General features: G+C 66.4%; 17 protein-coding genes and 1 pseudogene. 11 read left to right on the top strand and 7 right to left on the bottom strand.

Annotated elements, in window-relative coordinates; translation table 11 throughout:
* Positions 1–202: 202 nt before the first annotated feature.
* On the top strand, positions 203–355 hold the full coding sequence (locus tag RSO01_RS47520; RefSeq protein ID WP_170303323.1) for a hypothetical protein: 153 nt from the start codon (positions 203–205) through the stop codon (positions 353–355).
* Between the two features lie 453 nt (positions 356–808).
* Here the strand turns inward: RSO01_RS47520 and RSO01_RS24450 are convergent, their stop codons facing one another.
* Positions 809–1834: a DMT family transporter gene (locus RSO01_RS24450; RefSeq protein ID WP_281291501.1), complete on the bottom strand. Its 1026-nt coding sequence runs from the start codon at positions 1832–1834 to the stop codon at positions 809–811.
* Positions 1835–2233: 399 nt separating this feature from the next.
* Between RSO01_RS24450 and RSO01_RS24445 the strand changes: the two genes are divergently transcribed.
* Both RSO01_RS24445 and RSO01_RS24440 read left to right on the top strand, forming a co-directional pair.
* Entirely contained in the window at positions 2234–3520 is a 1287-nt protein-coding gene (locus RSO01_RS24445; RefSeq protein WP_147152311.1) for a dicarboxylate/amino acid:cation symporter, read from the top strand.
* A 74-nt stretch (positions 3521–3594) separates the two neighbouring features.
* Positions 3595–4452: an amino acid ABC transporter substrate-binding protein gene (locus RSO01_RS24440; RefSeq protein ID WP_246158750.1), complete on the top strand. Its 858-nt coding sequence runs from the start codon at positions 3595–3597 to the stop codon at positions 4450–4452.
* A gap of 257 nt (positions 4453–4709) precedes the next feature.
* Here the strand turns inward: RSO01_RS24440 and RSO01_RS24435 are convergent, their stop codons facing one another.
* Complete coding sequence (locus tag RSO01_RS24435) at positions 4710–5087, bottom strand: AbrB/MazE/SpoVT family DNA-binding domain-containing protein (protein WP_246158744.1); 378 nt, start codon at positions 5085–5087, stop codon at positions 4710–4712.
* Here RSO01_RS24435 and RSO01_RS24430 point away from each other — a divergent pair, their 5' ends adjacent.
* The gene (locus RSO01_RS24430) at positions 5088–6095 is read left to right on the top strand and encodes an MORN repeat-containing protein (RefSeq protein WP_147152307.1); all 1008 of its coding nucleotides are present in this window, start codon (positions 5088–5090) and stop codon (positions 6093–6095) included. It abuts the gene before it with no gap.
* 28 nt (positions 6096–6123) lie between these two features.
* Here RSO01_RS24430 and RSO01_RS24425 read toward each other — a convergent pair whose 3' ends face one another.
* From RSO01_RS24425 to RSO01_RS24405, 5 genes are all read right to left on the bottom strand, one after another.
* Entirely contained in the window at positions 6124–7365 is a 1242-nt protein-coding gene (locus RSO01_RS24425; RefSeq protein ID WP_147152305.1) for a hypothetical protein, read from the bottom strand.
* Between the two features lie 94 nt (positions 7366–7459).
* Complete coding sequence (locus RSO01_RS24420) at positions 7460–7948, bottom strand: GlcG/HbpS family heme-binding protein (RefSeq protein WP_147152303.1); 489 nt, start codon at positions 7946–7948, stop codon at positions 7460–7462.
* A 114-nt stretch (positions 7949–8062) separates the two neighbouring features.
* Positions 8063–9367, bottom strand: a complete 1305-nt coding sequence (locus RSO01_RS24415) for an ABC transporter ATP-binding protein (protein WP_147152301.1) — start codon at positions 9365–9367, stop codon at positions 8063–8065.
* Between the two features lie 11 nt (positions 9368–9378).
* Complete coding sequence (locus tag RSO01_RS24410) at positions 9379–11133, bottom strand: ABC transporter permease (RefSeq protein WP_147152299.1); 1755 nt, start codon at positions 11131–11133, stop codon at positions 9379–9381.
* A gap of 71 nt (positions 11134–11204) precedes the next feature.
* Complete coding sequence (locus RSO01_RS24405; RefSeq protein ID WP_147152297.1) at positions 11205–11999, bottom strand: LamB/YcsF family protein; 795 nt, start codon at positions 11997–11999, stop codon at positions 11205–11207.
* A 71-nt stretch (positions 12000–12070) separates the two neighbouring features.
* Here RSO01_RS24405 and pxpB point away from each other — a divergent pair, with 71 nt between their 5' ends.
* From pxpB to RSO01_RS24370, 7 genes and pseudogenes are all read left to right on the top strand, one after another.
* Positions 12071–12808, top strand: coding sequence for a 5-oxoprolinase subunit PxpB (gene pxpB / locus RSO01_RS24400; protein ID WP_170303324.1), 738 nt, complete (start codon positions 12071–12073; stop codon positions 12806–12808).
* A complete protein-coding gene (locus RSO01_RS24395; RefSeq protein ID WP_147152293.1) occupies positions 12805–13833 on the top strand; it encodes a 5-oxoprolinase subunit C family protein in 1029 nt (342 codons plus the stop codon). Before pxpB ends, RSO01_RS24395 begins: the two co-directional genes overlap by 4 nt.
* 66 nt (positions 13834–13899) lie before the next feature.
* Positions 13900–14478 carry a hypothetical protein gene (locus RSO01_RS24390; protein ID WP_147152291.1) on the top strand — a complete coding sequence of 193 codons (579 nt, stop codon included), beginning with the start codon at positions 13900–13902 and terminating at the stop codon, positions 14476–14478.
* A gap of 222 nt (positions 14479–14700) precedes the next feature.
* Positions 14701–15612: pseudogene (locus tag RSO01_RS24385) on the top strand (MBL fold metallo-hydrolase).
* Between the two features lie 387 nt (positions 15613–15999).
* Positions 16000–17457: a winged helix-turn-helix domain-containing protein gene (locus RSO01_RS24380; protein ID WP_147152289.1), complete on the top strand. Its 1458-nt coding sequence runs from the start codon at positions 16000–16002 to the stop codon at positions 17455–17457.
* A gap of 26 nt (positions 17458–17483) precedes the next feature.
* Positions 17484–17870 (top strand): hypothetical protein, encoded by a 387-nt coding sequence (locus tag RSO01_RS24375; protein ID WP_147152287.1) that lies wholly within the window; start codon positions 17484–17486, stop codon positions 17868–17870.
* A 112-nt stretch (positions 17871–17982) separates the two neighbouring features.
* The gene (locus tag RSO01_RS24370; protein WP_147152285.1) at positions 17983–19533 is read left to right on the top strand and encodes an acyl-CoA carboxylase subunit beta; all 1551 of its coding nucleotides are present in this window, start codon (positions 17983–17985) and stop codon (positions 19531–19533) included.
* Positions 19534–19572: the final 39 nt, after the last annotated feature.

Raw genomic sequence — 19572 nt, 5'->3', positions numbered from 1 at the left:
GTGTGGTTGCACGGCGGAGCGCGTGGCGCGAGAGACAGCGAGCTCGGCCGCCGCCGCAGGACCGACCGCTTCGGCCACGAGGCCGGCCACGCCGTTGACCGCGGCAGCGGCAGCCGCAATGCCAAGCAGAGCCCCATCGCGCCGCAGCGAGCGGAGCCGCTCGCCGACGAGGCGCCCAGCCCGCGAATCGCGGGAGAGGGACATGGCATGGACCACGCCGCTCGCGCCTGCGGCCATGACGGTGCGGTTGGCCTGGGCCACGTCGATCAGGACAATGTCTCCCGGGCGCATCCTCGCGACGCGGCGGCCGGCGGTGAACTCGGTCTCGCCGTCGAGAAACATCGAGACTTGGTAATGATCCAGCCCGCTGCGCGCGACATGCCGTGGCGTGCGATCGAAGCGTGCTGCGCTGAAGCGGGTATCGACGAGCAGCCCGGTGGTGAGGTGCGTTCCCCGACGCCACCGAGGGCACAACGTCGACGAGGTCGTAGGTACTCTCGCGCAGACGCTCCAACGCCTGCCCGCCTACGCCCCTGTCCGTGATCGCAAGCCGCGGTGTCGCCGCACCGCCAACACTCGCCTCGGTCATGCGCGCGCTCCGCAGTCGAAGAGAAGATGGTTGTGTTCTTGGCCCCGCCATTTACCGGGAGAGTCGGCGCCGGATCAAATCCGTTTCGACTTTCACGCGTAAAGGTTGCAGCGGCGATGTGGAGAGCGGATTCCGAAGTGCGCGACCTGTGCCAGTATGGACGGTCATCGCCCTCCAATGCTGGCAGGCAAGGTCGAGCCAGTTAGAACAACTTTTCGATCAGTGCGAATGCCGATGATGGCTGTCGGGCGCGTGCGGATGCGAATGCCTCAAGCGCCTGTGCCGATGACGGTGGCTATGCGGCCGGTGCGGGTCGACCCGCCCGTCGTGGACGTGATCGTGGTGTTCGTCGTGCATGTGGCGATGCTCGTGCTCCAGCTCCTCGTGTTCGTGTGTGTGCTCGTGCCGTTCGGTGACATGCAGCCAGACACCGATGGCCATCAGGGCGCCCGCCGCGATCAGCTGCACTGTCACGACATCGCCCAGCAACGGCACCGCAGCCAATGCGCCGAGGAAGGGCGCCACGGAGAAATAAGCGCCGGTCCGCGCCGTGCCGAGATGGCGCAGGGCGAGAACGAAGAGCACCAGACTCACTCCGTAACCGAGAAAGCCCGTCAACGCCGCCGCGGCGATGGTGCTTGCTCCGGGCAAGGCGGCCCCGGCGAGCAGTCCGATGGCCAGGTTGACCGGCCCTGCGACCAGGCCCTTGATCATGGCGATCTGCACCGGATCAGAAAGCGACACCTTGCGCGTCAGGTTGTTGTCAATCGCCCAGGCGAGACAGGCAGCTACAATCGCCGCCGGTCCGAGCAGATCGGAGACGGTCACGCCGGGTTGCCAGTTCAGCACCACGACGCCCGCAACGATGCTCGTCATTCCCACGGCTATGCGCCGGTCGAAGTTCTCCTTGAAGACGAACCAGGCCAGCAGGGCGGTCAGCACGCCTTCCAGCGTGAGCAACAGCGACGCCGTGGATGCAGAAACGCGCGTCAGCCCGAACAGCAGCAGCACCGGGCCAACGACGCCGCCCGCGGCTACCGCCCCGGCAAGGAATCGCAGCTCACCGCTCGCCAGCCTCGCTTCACTCCGTCGGGCGAAAAGATAGACGATCAACAAGCCGACGCCGGCGCCACCGTACAGGAGGCCCGCGAGCATCCAGGGATCGGTCTCGCCCAGCAGCAGCTTCGCCACCGGCGTGGACAACCCGAACAGAATGGCTGATCCGAGCGCTATCAATACCGGCAAAGCCTTCGCCTCCGCGATAGTGATCCAACACCATTATTAGCGCAGCGCTTCGGCGACCCAGCTCGCCCGGCGCCACACCTGCTGACGACAGACAAATAGCACGCAACCGTCGACGGCCGGCGTATCGTTTCCGCGCCGTTTCACCGTGGCCTGGTCAAGACAGCGACGGCAACGAGAACCTATCCTCGAGTCGACGCACCTTGAAGCCACGCTCGTGCCAGCCATGAGCGGACCTGGATGCCAGCAGTAAAGTCAAATCGGACATCGGAGGAACTTCACACGATGTGTCATCGCCGAGCATCGCGAGAGACGGCATCAATCGTGCACGCTGCACATCGCTGTCAGTTGTGATCTAGAGTGAACGAGCGAGTCTCAGTCCAGCGTGGGGGAGCACATCGTATGTCCAATCGTTTCACACAATACATTCTGGTCGCCATGGGCCTCGGCATCGTCATGGGTACCGTGGTCTACGAGTACATGCCCGACAGCCGGGCCGACATCGCCTACAGCGTCAACCTGATCGCGCTCCTGTTCCTGCGCCTGATCAAGATGATCATCGCGCCGCTGGTCTTCGCCACGCTGGTCGGCGGCATCGCCCACATGGGCACCGGCTCGCGGCTCGGCCGCATCTTCGCCAAGACCATGGGCTGGTTCGTCAGCGCCTCGTTCGTCTCGCTGCTGCTTGGCCTCGTCATGGTCAACCTGCTGCAGCCGGGCGCCAACTTCCCGGGCACGCTGCCGGACAAGGGCCAATCGACCGGCCTGCCGGTCTCGGCCTTCTCGATCGAGAAGTTCCTCACCCACCTGATCCCGACCTCGATCGCCGACGCCATGGCGCAGAACGAGATCCTGCAGATCGTGGTGTTCGCCGTGTTCTTCGCCGTGGCGCTGGGCGCCATGCCCGAGCGCGCCAAGCCGATGCTGGCGCTGATCGAGGACCTCGCCCACATCATGCTCAAGATCACCGGCTACGTGATGCTGTTCGCGCCACTCGCGGTGTGGGCGGCCATCACGGCCACCGTCGCCAAGAACGGGCTGGGCGTGCTGTGGAAGCTGATCCTGTTCATGGGCGGCTTCTACCTGTCGCTGCTGATCCTGTGGGCCATCCTGATCGCCGTCGGCTTCATCGCGATTGGGCCGCGCTACATGCGCCTGCTGCGCCTGATTCGCGAGCCGCTGATGATCGCCTTCTCGACCGCGAGCTCGGAAGCGGCCTACCCCAAGACGCTGGAGGGCCTGAACCGCTTCGGCGCCTCCAGCCGCATCTCGAGCTTCGTGCTGCCGCTCGGCTACTCCTTCAACCTCGACGGCACGATGATGTACTGCACCTTCGCCAGCATCTTCATCGCCCAGACCTATCACATCGAGATGTCGCTCGGCACGCAGCTCGCCATGCTGGCGACGCTGATGATCACCTCCAAGGGCGTGGCCGGCGTGCCGCGCGCCTCACTGGTGGTGATCGCGGCCACGCTCGCCCAGTTCAACATCCCCGAGGCCGGGCTGCTGATGATCATGGGCATCGACACCTTCCTCGACATGGGCCGCAGCGCCACCAACGTGATCGGCAATTCGCTGGCCACCGCGGTCGTCGCCAAATGGGAGGGCGAGCTCCGTCCCGAGCACGAGATGACGCCCGACGACACGGTGCCGCCCGACCAGGTGCCGGGCGATCCGGTGCGGGCGTGATGCACGGGATGGCCCAAGGGATAGCGACGGCGGCGCGGCTGCTGGCCGCGCTGGCGTTCCTGCCGGCCCTCGCGATGGACCCGGCAGCCGCGCAGGATGTTGGCCTGAGCCCCACGCTTGCCAACATCAAGCGCACGCACACCGTGCGGCTGGGCTATCGCGAGGCCTCGCCGCCCTTCTCGTTCCTCGACCAGTCCAACCGGCCGATCGGCTACAGCCTCGAGCTGTGCGAGGCGATCGTCGAGGAGATCGGCACCGCGGTCGACGATGACGCGCTCAAGATCGAGTACGTCAAGGTGACGTCGGAGAGCCGCATCCCGGCCGTGCTGGAGAGCAAGATCGACCTCGAATGCGGCTCGACCACGGCCAACGCCGAGCGCGCCCGGCAGGTCGCGTTCTCGCCGCTGATCTTCGTCGCCGGCACCAAGCTGATGGTGCCGAAGGCGGCGCCGGTCTCGGGCATCACCGATCTCAAAGGCAAGACGGTGGTGGTGACCAAGGGCACGACCAACAAACAGGCGATCGCGGCGGCCGACAAGAAGTTCGCGCTCGGCCTCACCATCGTGACGGCCGACGACCATGAGCAGTCCTACCAGATACTGGCCGAGGGCAAGGCACAGGCTTTCGCCACTGACGACATCCTGCTCTATGGCCTGATCGCCCGCCACAAGGCGCAGGACAGGTTCAAGGTGGTCGGCGACTACCTGAGCTACGACCCGTACGGCATCATGTTCCGCAAGGGCGAGCCGCCGCTTTCCGCCGTGGTCGAGCGCACCTTCCGCAAGCTCGCCACCAACGGCGACCTGGTGCCGCTCTACAACAAGTGGTTCATGTCACGCCTGCCGACCGGCGAGCGGCTGCGCGTGCCGATCTCGCTGCAACTCGAGGAGGCCTTCAAGGTGCTCGATAGTTCGGCCGGCACGAGGAACTAGCGCGTCTTCCTCCCCAGCTCCGCGTTGGGAGATGTCCGCAAAGCGGACGGAGGACGCCGACACCTCCCCAGCTTCGTCGATCAGGACGATGTTACTATGTCCATCACGACGGAGCGCCACCGCGGCGGTTCGGTCAGGCGCCGAGCACCGCCCGCGCCTTGAGGCGTGCCTCGGCAGGTTCTGCGACTGTGGCACGACCTTAGCAGTGCCAGCAGACTGGCATCTGCCGACATCAAAGCGCAGGTCGCGCAGCTGGCCTATCGGTCGGACGTGAAGAAATTGCGCCTTCGGCTTCCGAAGTCCACCTCATCGTGGAGGTTGTCGGGTGTAATCCCTTCTACCAGATGGGCAAGATCATAGGAATTCGGTCGCAACGGCCGGACGATGACGCGCCCCTGCTCCTCTCGAATATCGACCACATCGTCGATCTCGATCTTCGCGGCCTTGAGAACATTCGAAGGAATTCGAATGGCGGCGCTATTGCCCCACTTCTTGACGACAGTACGCATGCCTTCCCATGTACCCCGCTTGGTTGATGACCGGAACGTCCCGCCTAGTCCTTCAGCACCTTTGTGTAACAGATCCTCGATGAGTTGCGTCTCCCTTTCGACGCCCGGGACGTCGAGGAGACGCACATGGTTCGCCTACTGCTGTTGGTTGCTTGCTTTCTCGCTGCAGCGCCGGCTTTCGCACAGACGCTAGAGTATCCGGGAGAGCCACCGGGCTGGATCCAAGCCAAGGCCACGGGATGTAAGCTGTGGAACGCAAACCCCAAGGATGGGGTAACGGTCACCTGGTCCGGCGCCTGCGTCGACGGATTTGCCGAGGGAATGGGGGTGCAGCAATGGTTTCTGGAGGGCAAATCCGCCGGTCGCTACGAAGGCAACATGCATTCCGGTAAGCTCAGCGGCTTCGGCGTGTACATTTGGCCGAGCGGCAGTCGCTACGAGGGCCAATGGCTCGACAACAGCCAACATGGTCACGGCGTCTATATCTACTCCAATGGGCACCGCTATGAGGGAGAGTGGCGTAACGGTCAAAGAAACGGTCGCGGCGTCTTAACCACCTCGGGAGGAGGCCAGTACGATGGCGAGTGGCGTGATGACAACTTGCATGGCCGCGCCACGGCGACTTGGCCGAACGGCAACCGCTACGAAGGGGAATGGCGTGATGACAGAATCGCTGGACGCGGCATTTACACTTGGGCGGACGGAGATCGTTACGAGGGCGAATTCAGAGACGACAAGCTCACTGCTCGCGGCGTTTACACTTGGGCAAACGGCGATCGCTACGAGGGCGAATTTAGGGACGGCAAGCGCACGGGTCGCGGCGTTTACACGTTAACCAACCGCAACGGAGGAAACGGCGGGAAGACGACGCGCGGAATCGACAATTCTCCCATTTCGTACGAAGGCGAGCTCGTCGATGGCGAATTCCACGGCACCGGCATCATGCGTTTTTCGAACGGCGACTGGTACAAAGGCGAATGGCGCAACGACCGTCCTAACGGCCGCGGCACGATGCAACTCATTGACGGGCGCACCTTTGCGGGCACATGGCGCGACGGCTGCATGCGTCAAGGCAACTACATCGCCTCGCTGGGCGCAAATAAAGTCGAGTGCGAAGCCCGCTTGGCTCAGTGATTGACGGCGACGAAACGCCCGCACCGACTCACTGCTTCTTCTGCAGCCCCCACGTCTCGGCGAGCTGGGCGGCGATGCGGGCAGCCATCAGGCGGTTGCCGGGGCTCTCGGCCTTGTCGTCGCGCCAGTAGTGGATGTGGTCGGCGTAGATCGTGCCCTTCTCGTTGGCGAAGATGTCGCCCAGGTCGTAGATCGCGAGCCCGCGCTCGCGCAAGGTCAGCAGACCAGCCACCATCTTGCGATAGATGTCGCGGTAGGAGAGATCGCCGACGAGGCGCTTCTCGTCGTCGGTCAGGGTCTTGCCGTAGGCCGGCGCGGGCTGGATGAAGAACGCCGATTTGAGATTGTACTCGCGCGCCAGCACCTCGGTGGCGCGCAGGTACTTCTGGTAGAGGCCGAGCTGGACGGCGAACTCGCGGTCGGCGTCGCGGCGGATCTCCTCGGGCATGTGGAAGATGCTGTTCAGCGTCGTCTTCTTGTTCGACTTGAAGATGTCCTGGCCCTTGGCCGCCTGCTCGATGCCGCGCACCACCAGGTAGGCCGCGTGGCTGTGACCCAGCACCGGCATCGCCGCGAGCGAGCCCGCCAGCCGCCCCATGACCCAGCCGATGGCGGCGTCGCCGAAATTCTCGTCGGCAACGAAGGGATTGACCTCGATGAAGTTGCTGAGCGGCCGCTCCAGCCGCTCCTCGGCGCCGGGCCAGAAGAAATAATGCTCGTTGAAGCCGCCGAGATTGACCACGGCGTCGACCGAGCTCGCGTACAGGGCGAACAGGATGAAAGGCTGCGGCTCCTTCCAGGCGCCGTCGCCGCCGTTCAGCACCAGCCACGGCTTGCCGTTGGGGCTGACGTATTTCTTGTTGAGCTCTTCCTCGAGATAGCGCGGCGCCGGCGGCGCGGCGTTCTGGGCGAGCTGCGAGGCGACCGAGCCGCCGCTCAGGATGACGGTGTAGCGCTCGGGATTGCGCACGGTCGGATAGTCGGGGCCGTACAGGCCGATATTGTTGACCCACGGCTGGCCACACGGCGGGTTGGCGTGGTGCACGAAGCCGACATAGGGATGCGGATAGAGCGTGTCGACATAGCGGCACGTCGTGCCCTTGGTGGCGTCGCGCAGATAGGTGTTCTGGGTGCGCTCGAAGAGCTGCGCCGCTGGCGTATAGCGGCCGTCCTCGATGAACAGCCAGGCAATGGCTGCGAGCTCGATCGCCGCCAGCGCCAGCACGATACCGAAGAGAGCCGAAATCCAGCCGAAAATACGCTGCTTCATCAGATAAATGTCCGCCCGAACGAGTCGGGCGGACTATAGCGGTGGAGGGCCGGCCGACAAGGCGGCGCTATGCCCTACTTGCGCGCCCCATGCCTTATTTGGCGGCCGCGGCCCCGGCCATGGCGACCTCGGCGTCCTGGTTGGCCATCACGCCGGAAGCACCGATGGCGCCGATGATCTTGCCATCGACCACGATCGGCACGCCGCCTTCAAGCGGGGTAGCACCCTTGACGGCGAGCAGACGCAGGTTGGCGCCGCCCTGGGCGATGGCGTCTTGCAGGGCCTTGGTCGGCCGCTTGAAATTGTTGGCCGTCACCGCCTTGCCGATGGCGACGTCGACGCTTGCATGCTGTGTGTTGTCCATCTTGGAGAAGGCAGCGAGGTTGCCCGAGCTGTCGACGATGGCGATGGCGACCGGCCAGTTGTTCTTCTTGGCCTCCGCCTCGGCAGCGGCCAGCGCCTTCTTGGCGGCATCGAAGGTGATGGGTACGCCGTAGACCGGCGGTGGCGGCGGCGCCTGGGCGAAAAGCGGTGACGCGACAAAGCTGGCCGCAACGGCGGCCGCGATCATGAGCCTGTGCATGGATGTTTCTCCCTGGTTTCCGTCTCTGCGAACGGCCCGGGGACTATGAACGACGTAGCGGTGTCGGGCAGTTCAACCAGCGGTCACATTCAGGTGACCGTCATGACGGAAAAGTCAGCCCGGATTGTCGAGGCTGAAGACGCCCGTCGCCTCGTCGTAGGCGAAGGACTCGGCGTAGCGGCCCCACGCCGTCACCGCGCGCAGGGTCTGGTCGGCGAACTGCTCGGACATGTGGTCCTCGAGCTCGTCGCGGAAGCGGCTGGCCGGCGCGCGGTGGTTGCCGCGCTCGTCGAGCACGCGGCGGATATGGTTGGCGAGCGGCACGTGGGCCATCAGGTGCTGGGCGAACAGGTGCTTGCGCTCGTCGGGGCCGAGATCGACGAAGCGACGGCCGGGATCGGTGAGGCGGATGTCGCCCTCGGCGAGCTCGGCGAAGCGCAGCAGGTGCAGCGTCTCGGCCACCGGGAAGAGATCGTCGATCTCCATCTGCAGGGTGGCCGCGAGCTCGGGCAGGTCGGCGCGGCCGCGATAGGGATCGGCCGCGATCGCCTCCATCAGGCCCGCCAGCAAATTGGTGGAGACGCGCGGCAGCAGCAGGGAGATGCCGCTGCCGTGCAGGCCGGCTGCGTGCCGGTCGGCGGGGCGCTGGGTCATCAGCGCATAGATGTCGTCAACCAGCTGACGGAACGGCGGATCGAGGCGGTTGCGCGGCTGCGGCAGGCTGACCGTGATCTCGGCGGCGATCCGGCCGGGATTGGCGGCCAGCACGACGATGCGGTCCGACATCAGCACCGCCTCCTCGATGTTGTGCGTCACCAGCAGGATCGAGGAGATCGGCATGCGCCCCTCATGCCACAGGTCGAGCAGGTCGGTGCGCAGGGTCTCGGCGGTGAGCACGTCGAGGGCCGAGAACGGCTCGTCCATCAGCAGCAACTTGGGATGCACGACCAGCGCGCGGGCGAGACCGACGCGCTGGCGCATGCCGCCCGACAGCTCCTTGGGGTAGGCGCTTTCGTAGCCGTCGAGGCCGATCAGGTCGATCGCCTCGAGCGCGCGGCGGCGGCGCTCGGCCGGCGCCACGCCCTGCGCCTCGAGCCCGATCTCGACGTTCTCCTGCACGGTGAGCCAGGGGAAGAGCGCGAAGGTCTGGAACACCATCGCCACCTCGGCGGCCGGACCCGCCACCGGATGGCCGTCGAGCATGACGCGGCCCTCGCTCGCCGGCATCAGGCCGGCGATGATGCGCAGCAACGAGGACTTGCCGCAGCCCGAGCGGCCGAGCAGCGAGACGATTTCCTTGTCGGCGAGATGCAGGCTGACGCCATCCAGCACCAGCAGGTTCTCGCCGCTGCCCTTGGGATAGCGCTGGCGCACCTGGTCGACCTCGACCAGCGGACGCGTCTGCGGAGGGGCGTTCATGTCGGATCTCCTCAGGTGAGGCGGAAGCGGCGTTCGGCCAGGCGATAGAGCGGCCGCCAGACCAACCGATTGCAGGCGGTGACCATCACCGACATCACGGCGATGCCCAGCACGACGCGCGCGTAGTCGCCCTTGGCCGTCGCGTCGGCAATGTAGGCGCCCAGCCCCGCGGCCTGCAGCGTCGTGTCGCCCCAGCTCGCGACCTCGGCCACGATGCTGGCGTTCCACGAGCCGCCGGTCGCGGTCAGCGCGCCGGTGACGTAATAGGGCAGGATCCCGGGCAGGATGACCTGGCGCCACCATTGCCAATTGCGCAGGCGGAACAGCGACGCGGCCTCGCGCAGGTCGGTCGGGAAGGCGCTGGCGCCGGCGATGACGTTGAACAGGATGTACCACTGTGTGCCCAGCACCATCAGCGGGCTGAGCCAGACATTGGGATCGAGCTTCCAGTGCACGATCGCCACGACGGCGATGGGGAAGAGCACGTTGGCCGGGAAGGCGGCAAGGAACTGCGCGATCGGCTGCACGCGCGTGGCGATGCCGGGCCGCAAGCCGATCCACACGCCGATGGGGACCCAGACGAGGCTGGCGAGGAAGATCAGCACGACGACGCGCAGCAAGGTCAGCAGGCCGAGCTCGACCGCCTGGCCGACGTCGCGCCAGCCCAGCGAGACGTCGACGAACTGCACGATGCGCCACAGCGCCCAAGCGCAAGCGGCGAGCACGAGCGCGAGCCACAGCCAGTCGATGACGCGGCCGACGGCGGGAGGTGGCGCGGCGATGGTCCGGGGCAGGACGCGGCGCGGCATCAGCGCAGACAGCTGGCCGGCGAGCGCGCCGAGCAGTGTCGCGAGCCGGCGCATCAGGCGGGTGTGCCGCCAGATGTCGTAGACCCAGGAGCGCGGCCGGCGCTGCGCCGCGGTCTGCTCGAAGCGGAACTTGTCGGCCCACGCCACGATGGGGCGGAACAGCAGCTGGTCGTAGGCCAGGATGACCAGCGCCATGGTGCCGACGGCCATCAGCACGGCGGGCACGTCCTTCTGGTCGATGGCGAGCGCCAGCCACGAGCCGATGCCCGGTAGCTTGACCGTGGTGTTGCCGACGGTGATGGCCTCGGAGGCGACGATGAAGAACCAGCTGCCCGACATCGACATCATGGTGTTCCAGATCAGACCGGGCGCGGCGAACGGCGCCTCGAGCCGCCAGAAGCGCAGCCAGGGCGACAGGCGGAAGTGGCGCGCCGCCTCGTCGAGGTCGGGCGGCAGTGTGCGCAGCGACTGGTAGAAGCTGAAGGCCATGTTCCAGGCCTGGGCGGTGAAGATGGCGAAGATCGCGGCGCACTCCGCGCCGAGCTGGCTGCCGGGGAAGAGGTTGAGGAAATAGACGACGGTGAAGGTGAGGAAGCCCAGGACGGGCACCGACTGCAGGATGTCCAGCGCCGGGATGATCACCAGCTCGGCGCGCCGGCTCTTGGCGGCAAGGGTGGCGACCACGAAGGTGAAGACCAGCGAGGCGGCGATGGCCGCGAACATGCGCAGTACCGTGCGCAGCGCGTACTCGGGCAGGTTGGCGGGATCGAGCGTGATCGGGTGGATGGCGAGCTGGCCGACCGGCGCCGCCATCTCGCGCGCGCCATGGGCCAGCACGACGAACGCCGCCGCGACCATGATGAAGATCGCGAGATCATAGGGATTGGGCCGTAAACCCTCGCTGCGCAGCGGCAGCGGCGGGCGCTGGTCAATACGGGGCTGAGACAGTCGTGCCATGGCAAGCCTTTCGCGGAAAAGCCATGGCAAGGCGAGATGACGAGGGCATGACGGCCCTCACGTTCGAGAGATCAATGCTTCAGATTCGGCATCTCGGTCAGGGGCACAATGCGAATACCCGCGGCCTCGAGGCCTTGGCGCACCGCCGTCGACACCGTGACTGCGGTCGGCCCGTCGCCGTGCACGCAGATCGAATCGACCTGGCAGGGGATGCGCTTGCCCGAGGTCGAGTAGATTGCCTGCTCGTCGACCATGCGACGGACATGCGCGACCGCCTGGGCGGCATCCTTGATCATCGAATTGGGCTCCTTGCGCGGCGTCAGTAGGCCGTTGTCGCCGTAGGTGCGGTCGGCGAACACCTCCTCGGCGACGCGCAGGCCATGCTTGCGCGCCGACTTGCCCTGCTCGGTATTGGCCTGGGCGAGGAAGATCAGGTCGCGGTCGGCCGCCTTTGTGGCGCGGCAGATCGCGTCGCACATCTCCGCGCTCTCGGCCGACATGTTGGCCATCATCCCGTGCGGCTTCATGTGCGTGACCTTGGCGCCGTGCAGCGCCGCGATCGCCTGCAATGCGCCGATCTGGTAGGCGATGTTGGCCTCGAGCTCCTTGATCGTGAGGTTGATCACGCGCCGGCCGAAGCCCTGAAGGTCGGCAAAGCCGGGATGGGCGCCGATCGACACGCCGTTGTCCTTGCAGAGCTTCACGGTGTCGACCATCACCACGGGGTCGCTGGCATGGAATCCGCAGGCGACGTTGGCCGACTTCACGATCTTCAGCACCTCGGCGTCGTTGCCCATCACCCACGGGCCGAAGCTCTCGCCCAGGTCGGAGTTGATGTTGACGAAACCGGCGTTGGTCGCAGCCATGAGAAAACTCCTTGGAGGCCTGAAAGAAAGGTCCCTCGCTAGGCTCGGGATGACACTATATCCTAGCAGATGTGAGCGTACGGTACCTGTCCTGCGGCGACACCGCCTTCTCTGTCGAATTCGGCAACGAGATCTCCCCTGAAATCAATGGCCGGGTGATGGCCCTGCACGCGGCCATTGGCCAGGCAACAAAGGGCGGAGAGCTCGCCGGCGTGGTCGAGACCGTGCCGTCCATGCGGGCGCTGATGGTCTGCTATGACCCGATGGCGACGTCGCGCGCCAAGCTCGAGCCCGAGATCGAGGGCCTGATCGCGCGCGGCCTGCCGACCGACATGAAGAGCCGGCAGGTCACCATCCCCTGCTGCTACGACGACCCCGAATTCGCGCCCGACCTCAAGGAGGTCGCCGAACGCACCAAAAAGAAGCCGGAAGAGGTGATCGCGAGCCATCTCGCCTCCCGCTTCAAGGTCTACGTCCTGGGCTTCATGCCGGGGCTGGCCTACATCGCCGGGCTGGAGAAGTCGCTCTACCTGCCGCGGCGCTCCCAGCCGCGCGTGCGGGTGCCGCGTTCGACGGTCGCCATCGCCATGGACATGACGACCATCTATCCGTTCGAAAGCCCCGGCGGCTGGCACCTGATCGGCCGCACCCCGCTCTGGATGTTCGACCAGCGCCGCGAGCAACCGGTGTTCCTGGCGCCCGGCGACTCCCTCACCTTCCAGCGCATCGACCGCAAGAGCTACGACCGCATCGCCCGCGACGTCGAAGCCGGCACCTTCGATTGGGCCAGGCTGGTGAAGAGCGCATGATCGCCCAGTTGAAAGTCGCGCGCGCGGGCCTGTTCGACACGCTGCAGGATCTGGGGCGAATCGGCTTCATGGCGCTCGGTATGCCGACCGCCGGCGCCCAGGACCGCATTGCTCTGCGCCTGGCAAACGCCTTGTGCGGCAATCCCGCCGACACTGCGGGCCTGGAGATCGGCGTCATGGGTCCCGACCTGCTGGTCGAGGCCGAGAGCGTGCGCGTGGCGCTGGTCGGCCCATTGTCGCCGATGCTGATCGAAAAGCCCGATGCACCGCCCAAGCCGCTGGAATCCGATCGCACGCATCTTCTCAAGCGCGGCCAGGTCCTGCGCGTCGGCATGGTCGAAGGATCGAGCACCGCCTACCTCGCGGTCGCCGGCGGCTTCGCCCTGCCCGCTTTCATGGGCAGCCTGTCGACCTATGCGCGCGCCGGCATCGGCGGCTACGAAGGCCGCAAGCTCGCGGCCGGCGACGCGCTGCCGCTTGCCCGCGAGCAGGCGCCGCCGGGCGACGAGAAGAAGCTGGCGCAGCCGTTCGACTACGGCAGTGGGCCGGTGCGTGTCGTCTGGGGACCGCAGGACGACTATTTCAGCGACAAGGGCCGTCGCACCTTCATCGAGTCCGACTATCGCGTCTCCAAGGAAGCCGATCGCATGGGCATCCGCTTCGAGGGACCGACCATCGAGCACTCCAAGGGCGCCGACATCATCTCCGACGGCATCGGCCCCGGCGCCATCCAGGTGCCGGGCGCCGGCCTGCCGATCGTGCTTTTAGGCGACCGGCAGACCGTGGGCGGCTATTCCAAGATCGCGACCGTGGCCTCGGTCGATCTGCCGCGGCTCGGTCGCCTGCTGCCCGGGCAGACAGTCCGCTTCACGCCGGTGACGGTCGAGGAAGCCGAGGAACTGCGGCGCGACCAGGAGGCGCGGCTGGCGCGCGCCATCGCCGGCTTCCAGACAGCCCGCCCGCCGGGCGGCATCGATCTGGTGCGGCTCTATGAAGAGAACCTGATCGACGGCGTCGTCTACTGACGATCGGTCGCGACGCGGGAACCTTTTTCCACCGTCTCCGTTCCAAGATCCTGATCGCAACGAGCGATGAGCGATGATGAGGGAGCGACGATGGGGACGCCAATGAGGCTCGCGTCTATCCTGGCCTTCCTGGGTGTGGCCCTTGTCTGCGCAGGCCCCGCGTCGGCACAAACGACCTACAACTGGACCGATATTGATTGCGCCAAGTCGCGCATCGCCGCTGGACCCGGTCTGAAATGCAAGGTCACCAATGTCGTCACGACCGAAGGGAACGTCGGGGCGTTCCGTCGATGGACCGCTTTCGGAACGACGCGGGAGGGCTACGTCCACATCTTCCTATGGGAGCCCGAGAATTCCTATTCCTACCTCACCACCGGCGAGACGACGGCTGAATTTCTCAAATGGATGTACGTGAACGGGTCGTCGGCCAACCAGTTCACACCAGTCGCACGCTATGGCGGCGCGGACTACTCGAAGTTCGTGGACACCAAAGAAGCGCGATCCTGCGCCGGCTTCCGTCGCACTGGCGATGACCGCCGCGGCGGCTATGACTGGATCATGGGCGGTATCCTGTGCGCGCCGCCCGGCCAGCAGCTCGCCGAAGGTCAATTTGCCGACTTCATCAATAGGCCCTGGAGGCGCTAGAGCCTCCGCCGCAAATTCGGCGACTCGCGCTACGCGTCGGCGCGCTCATTCCGCCGCCTTGCGCTCCTCGGCGGTGCTTTGCCCGCGGCAGAGAGCCGACAAACCTATCTCGAAGTGCAGGTCTACCTGCTGCTTGGCTAGCAGAACCTAGCACGCCGCACGGTATCGGCCGTTCGGTGTGCGCGCGATCATGGGCTCGCCCATTTAGCGCAGGAGACAAACATGAGCTTGGACATCGCCTTGAAACCCCGGTGGACCGGGACCCGGCGAATTGGTTCCGTCGCGCTATGCGCTGCGAATCGGCGACATCGACGTGCTGGTGATTAGCGATGGCGTGTTGCCGCTGCCGACAAAGACGATGGCCACCAACGCCAACCCAGCCGCCCTGGCGACTTGGCTTGACGACATGATTCCGCCGCGGGAAACGTTCGACTGGCCACTGAACGTGGTCGTGGTGCGTAGCGGCGGCCGGACCATCCTCATCGACGCCGGAGTGGGAGTGGAATACCCGGGCTTCCCGCGGGCCGGGCAACTGGCCCCGCGCCTCGAGGCCGCCGGCATCGATCCCGCATCAGTGACCGACGTGGTCGTTACCCACATGCACACGGACCACGTTGGCGGGCTGCTCGCGAGGGGCTGAAAGACCGACTGCGTCCGGACGTGCCGGTCCACGTGGCGGCTGCCGAGGTCGAGTTCTGGGCATCGCCCGATTTCTCGCGCACCTCCATGCCGTCGCCGATACCGAACGTGCTCCGGTCTGTCGCCGGACGGTTCGTCAACGAGTATCGCAGTCAGCTGCGGACGTTCGAGACGGAGCATGAGGTGGCGCCGGGGGTGGTCGTCCGTCGCACCGGCGGCCACACCCCCGGACACAGCGTAGTGAGCCTGGCGTCCGGCGGTGAGCGGCTGACGTTCCTCGGCGACGCCGTGTTCCCGGTCGGGTTCGACCACCCCGACTGGCACAACGGCTTCGAACACGACCCCGAGGAGGCGGCCCGCGTCCGGGTCCGCCTTTTGCGGGACGCGGCGGCGACCGGCGAGGCGCTGGTGGCGGCTCACCTGTCGTTCCCGTTCGGCCGGGTTGCGGCCGCCGGCGACGTCTTTCGTTGGGTACCGGCCTTCTGGGATTACTGACAGCATGCTCGCGACGCGAGGGGCCTTTGAAGGTCCCTCGCCGCGCATTGAGCACGACCGATGTGCCAGGCGCGAGATCGCGGATGTTGATCGTGCGCTCACTGCTTTCATCCGGAATGCGACCATCACGACTCCTGGAGACAGAAATTCGTGTCGAGGTTTGCGCACTCTTGTCGTGAAGTTCTGTCCGAGTTGTGCCGTGATAGTCACCGGGAGAGTGACGGGCTTGGGCGAGTAGCCGGTGCAGAGCGAAAATCGATTGGCGTCCCATGAAACCGGGCGCGGCTGGTCCTTTGCCGGCTGGCGCTTTGCGCCCGACCATGACGGCCTGAGCGGGCCCGACGGTCGTGCCGTCGAGTTGACCCGCCAGGAAATGCGCTGCTCACCGTGTTCCTGCGCGCCGCCGGCCGCACGCTGAGCCGCGACTTCCTGCTCGACTCGCTCGGCGAAGCCAACAAGGACGTCTACGACCGCGCCATCGACACGCTGGTGAGCCGGCTGCGCCAGAAGCTCAACGACGATGCCCGCCGCCCGCAGTTCATCGTCACCCGACACGGCAGCGGCTACAGCTTCGTGGCGCCGGTGAAGGCGCTGACGATGGTCGTAGCGCCTGCGAGCGGCCCGACGGCCGACGTCGAGCGACCCACCATCGCCGTCCTGCCCTTCCGCAATCTCAGCGACGACCAGCAGTTCGACCATGTCGCCGCCGGCCTCACCGACGAGGTCATCGTGGCGCTGGCGCGGTCGCAGGTCTTCATCGTGGTGGGACGCAGCGCCGCCTATGCCTATGGCGTCGGCGCGGCGACCGACTTCGACCGCGCGCAGCGCGACCTTGCGACCCGCTACGTCGTGGAAGGCAGCCTGCGCAAGCTGCGCGACACCGTGCGCGTCACGATCCGCCTGTCCGAGCGCGACACGGGCCGGCATCTGTGGGCGGAGAACTTCGACCGGCCGTTGCAGCAACTGCTCACCGTGCAGGAAGAAGTCACCAACACCATCATCTCCACCCTGCAGCCGCGGCTGAACCGGGCAGAGGTGGCGCGCGTCCAGGGCATAGCGCCCGAGCATCTCGACACCTGGTCGCTGTTCGTGCGCGGCATGATCGCCTTCTACTCGATGCGGCGCAGCGGACTGCAGGAGGCGATCGACCTCGCCCGGCAAGTCATCGCCCGCAAGCCCGACTATGCGAATGCCCACGCCCTGCTGTCGGTCGCCGTGCGGACCCTGGTCGCCAACGGCGGCAATGGCGATCCCGCCGAGTTGAACGCCCAGTCGCTGGCGGCCGGCCATCGCGCGGTCGAGCTCGATCCCGACCATACCTACACGATCAGCGCGCTCGGCGCGGCGCTGGCCTTCACCGGTCGGGCGCGCGACGCCATCCCCTCCCTCGAACGTGCCATCCAGCTCGACCCGACCCATGGTCCGGCAGCGGCGACGCTTGCCCTGGCGCTGGTCTATCGCGGCCAGGCCGAACCGGCGGTGAGCCACGCGAAGCACGCCGTAGAGCTCAGCCACAACGATCCGGTGGCCGGCCACTACAGCTGGTTCGCACTCGCCAACGCCGAACTGCTGCGCGGCCGCACCGACGCGGCCGAGACTGCCGTGCGACGCGCCCTCTCCCTCAATCCAGGTTATGCCTGGAGCCTCGTCCTGCTTGCCAACGTGCTGGGGCTGCAGGGCGACAAGGCTGGTGCGCACGCGGCGTTCACCTCCGCCACCCAGCCGTTCGGCAGCGCCCAGCGGCTCGTCGAGGTCTACCGGGCGCTGCACCTGCCGCGCTTCGAGCACAGCGAGGATGCAGCCAGGATGACCGCGGGCCTGAGGGCCGCCGGCCTGGAGATTTGACCTTCCCGTTCGGGTATAGGGAAGTGATGAACCGCCGGACCTTTGTCGTTGCCGGATTGCTGGTCGGCTCGATGCGACTGCCGGCGCAGGCCGCATCCGCTCTCGAGGTGATCTATATCGGCGGATCGGACTGCCAGCCGTGCAAGGCGTGGAAGAACAAGTACAAGGCCCAGTGGCTGGCTTCAGCGGAATACCGGCAGGTCACGTGGATCGAAGTGGAACCGCCCAAGCTCAAGGAGGCGTACCAGGAGCGCTTCTGGCCCGGTGACCTGAAGCCGATCCTCGACCAGCTGCCGCGCAAGAGCGGCACCCCGCGCTTCCTGGTCGTGCTGGACGGCAAAGTCGTCGCCAACGAACTCGGCGTCAGCCATTGGACGAGGATCGTCGAGGTCCTCAGGAAGCAGCTCGCGTAGTCCCTCCCGTTTCGTCCATCGGCCCGATGGCGGCTTCGACGCCGCTTTCACTGTGGCCGCTGCCGGCCAGCGTTGGTACGAACGAAATCGACCGAACACCCGAGGATTCGCGATGACCTGGCAACCGGAAATGGACGAGCTGCGCCGCCGTCAGGAAATGACCAAGCGCATGGGCGGCGCCGACAAGGTCAAGCGCCAGCACGATGGCGGACGCCTCACCGTGCGCGAGCGCATCGACCGGCTGGTCGACATGGACAGTTTCCGCGAGATCGGCAGCATCGCCGGCAAGGCCGAGTATGACGGCCGCAACGACCTGGTCGACCTGATGCCGGCCAACGCCGTGATGGGACGCGGCAAGATCGACGGCCGGCACGTCGCGGTCACCGGCGACGACTTCACCGTGCGCGGCGGCTCGGCCGACGCCACGATCAAGGAAAAGGACATCTTCATCGAGCGCTACGCCAACCAGTATCGCGTGCCATTGATCCGCATGATCGAGGGCTCGGGCGGCGGCGGCTCGGTCAAGACCATCGAGACCACGGGCCGCGCCAACGTGCCCGGGGTCAAGGGCTGGGAATGGGTGGTGCGCAACATGGGCGAGGTGCCGACGGTCGGGCTCGGCCTGGGTTCGGTCGCGGGCCTCGGCGCGGCGCGGCTTGCCGCCACGCACTACTCGGTGATGGTGAAGGAGATCTCGGCGATGTTCGTCGCCGGGCCGCCGGTGGTGAACAGGCTGAGCCCCAAGCAGTACGACAAGCAGGAGCTGGGCGGCTGGGAGATCCAGCTGCGCGCCGGCGCGATCGACGAGGCGGTCGACAGCGAGGACGAGGCGTTCGCCGCCGCCCGCCGCTTCCTCTCCTACCTGCCCTCCTCGGTCCACGAGGCGCCGCCGCGCGGGCCGGTGACCGACGATCCGGCGCGCCGCGAGGACTCGCTGTTCGAGGCCATCCCGCGCGACATCCGCAAGGTCTATCGCATCCGGCCGATCATCGAGAAGATCGTCGACAAGGGCTCCTTCTTCGAGATGGGCAAGCTCTATGGCCGCTCGGTGGTGACCGGCTTCGCGCGCATCGACGGCTGGCCGGTGGCGGTGATGGCCTCCGACCCGATGTTCTATGGCGGCGGCTGGACGGCCGATACCTGCCAGAAGGTGGCGCGCTTCGTCGACATGGCGGAGACCTTCCATCTGCCGGCCGTCTATTTCTGCGACTGCCCGGGCTTCCTGATCGGGTTGGAGGCCGAGAAGAGCGGCGTCATCCGGCAGGGCGTGCGCGCCATGTCGGCGATGTTCCAGACCACGATCCCATGGTGCACCTTCATCATCCGCAACGCCTTCGGCGTGGCGGGTGCGGCCCACCAGAACGGCGCGCGGCTCAACTGGCGCTACGCCTGGCCGTCGGGCCGCTGGGGCTCATTGCCGCTGGAAGGCGGCATCGAGGCGGCGTACCGCGCCGACATCGCTGCCGCGGACGATCCCAAGGCCAAGATGGGCGAGATCGAGAACCGCCTGAACAAGTTGCGCTCACCCTTCCGCAGCGCCGAGACCTTCTGGATCGAGGAGATCATCGACCCGCGCGACACGCGGAAGATCCTCTGTGAGTTCGTCGAGCTGGCGGCGCCGGTGCGCGGCAGCGGACCGAGCAGTCACTGGATGCGGCCTTAACGGGAGCGCGGGCCTCTGGCCCGCTCATGATGATGCGGG

The organism is Reyranella soli (assembly GCF_007992495.1).
GTDB classification, from domain to species: Bacteria; Pseudomonadota; Alphaproteobacteria; order Reyranellales; family Reyranellaceae; genus Reyranella; species Reyranella soli.
This window is presented reverse-complemented; position numbering and strand designations above follow the sequence as displayed.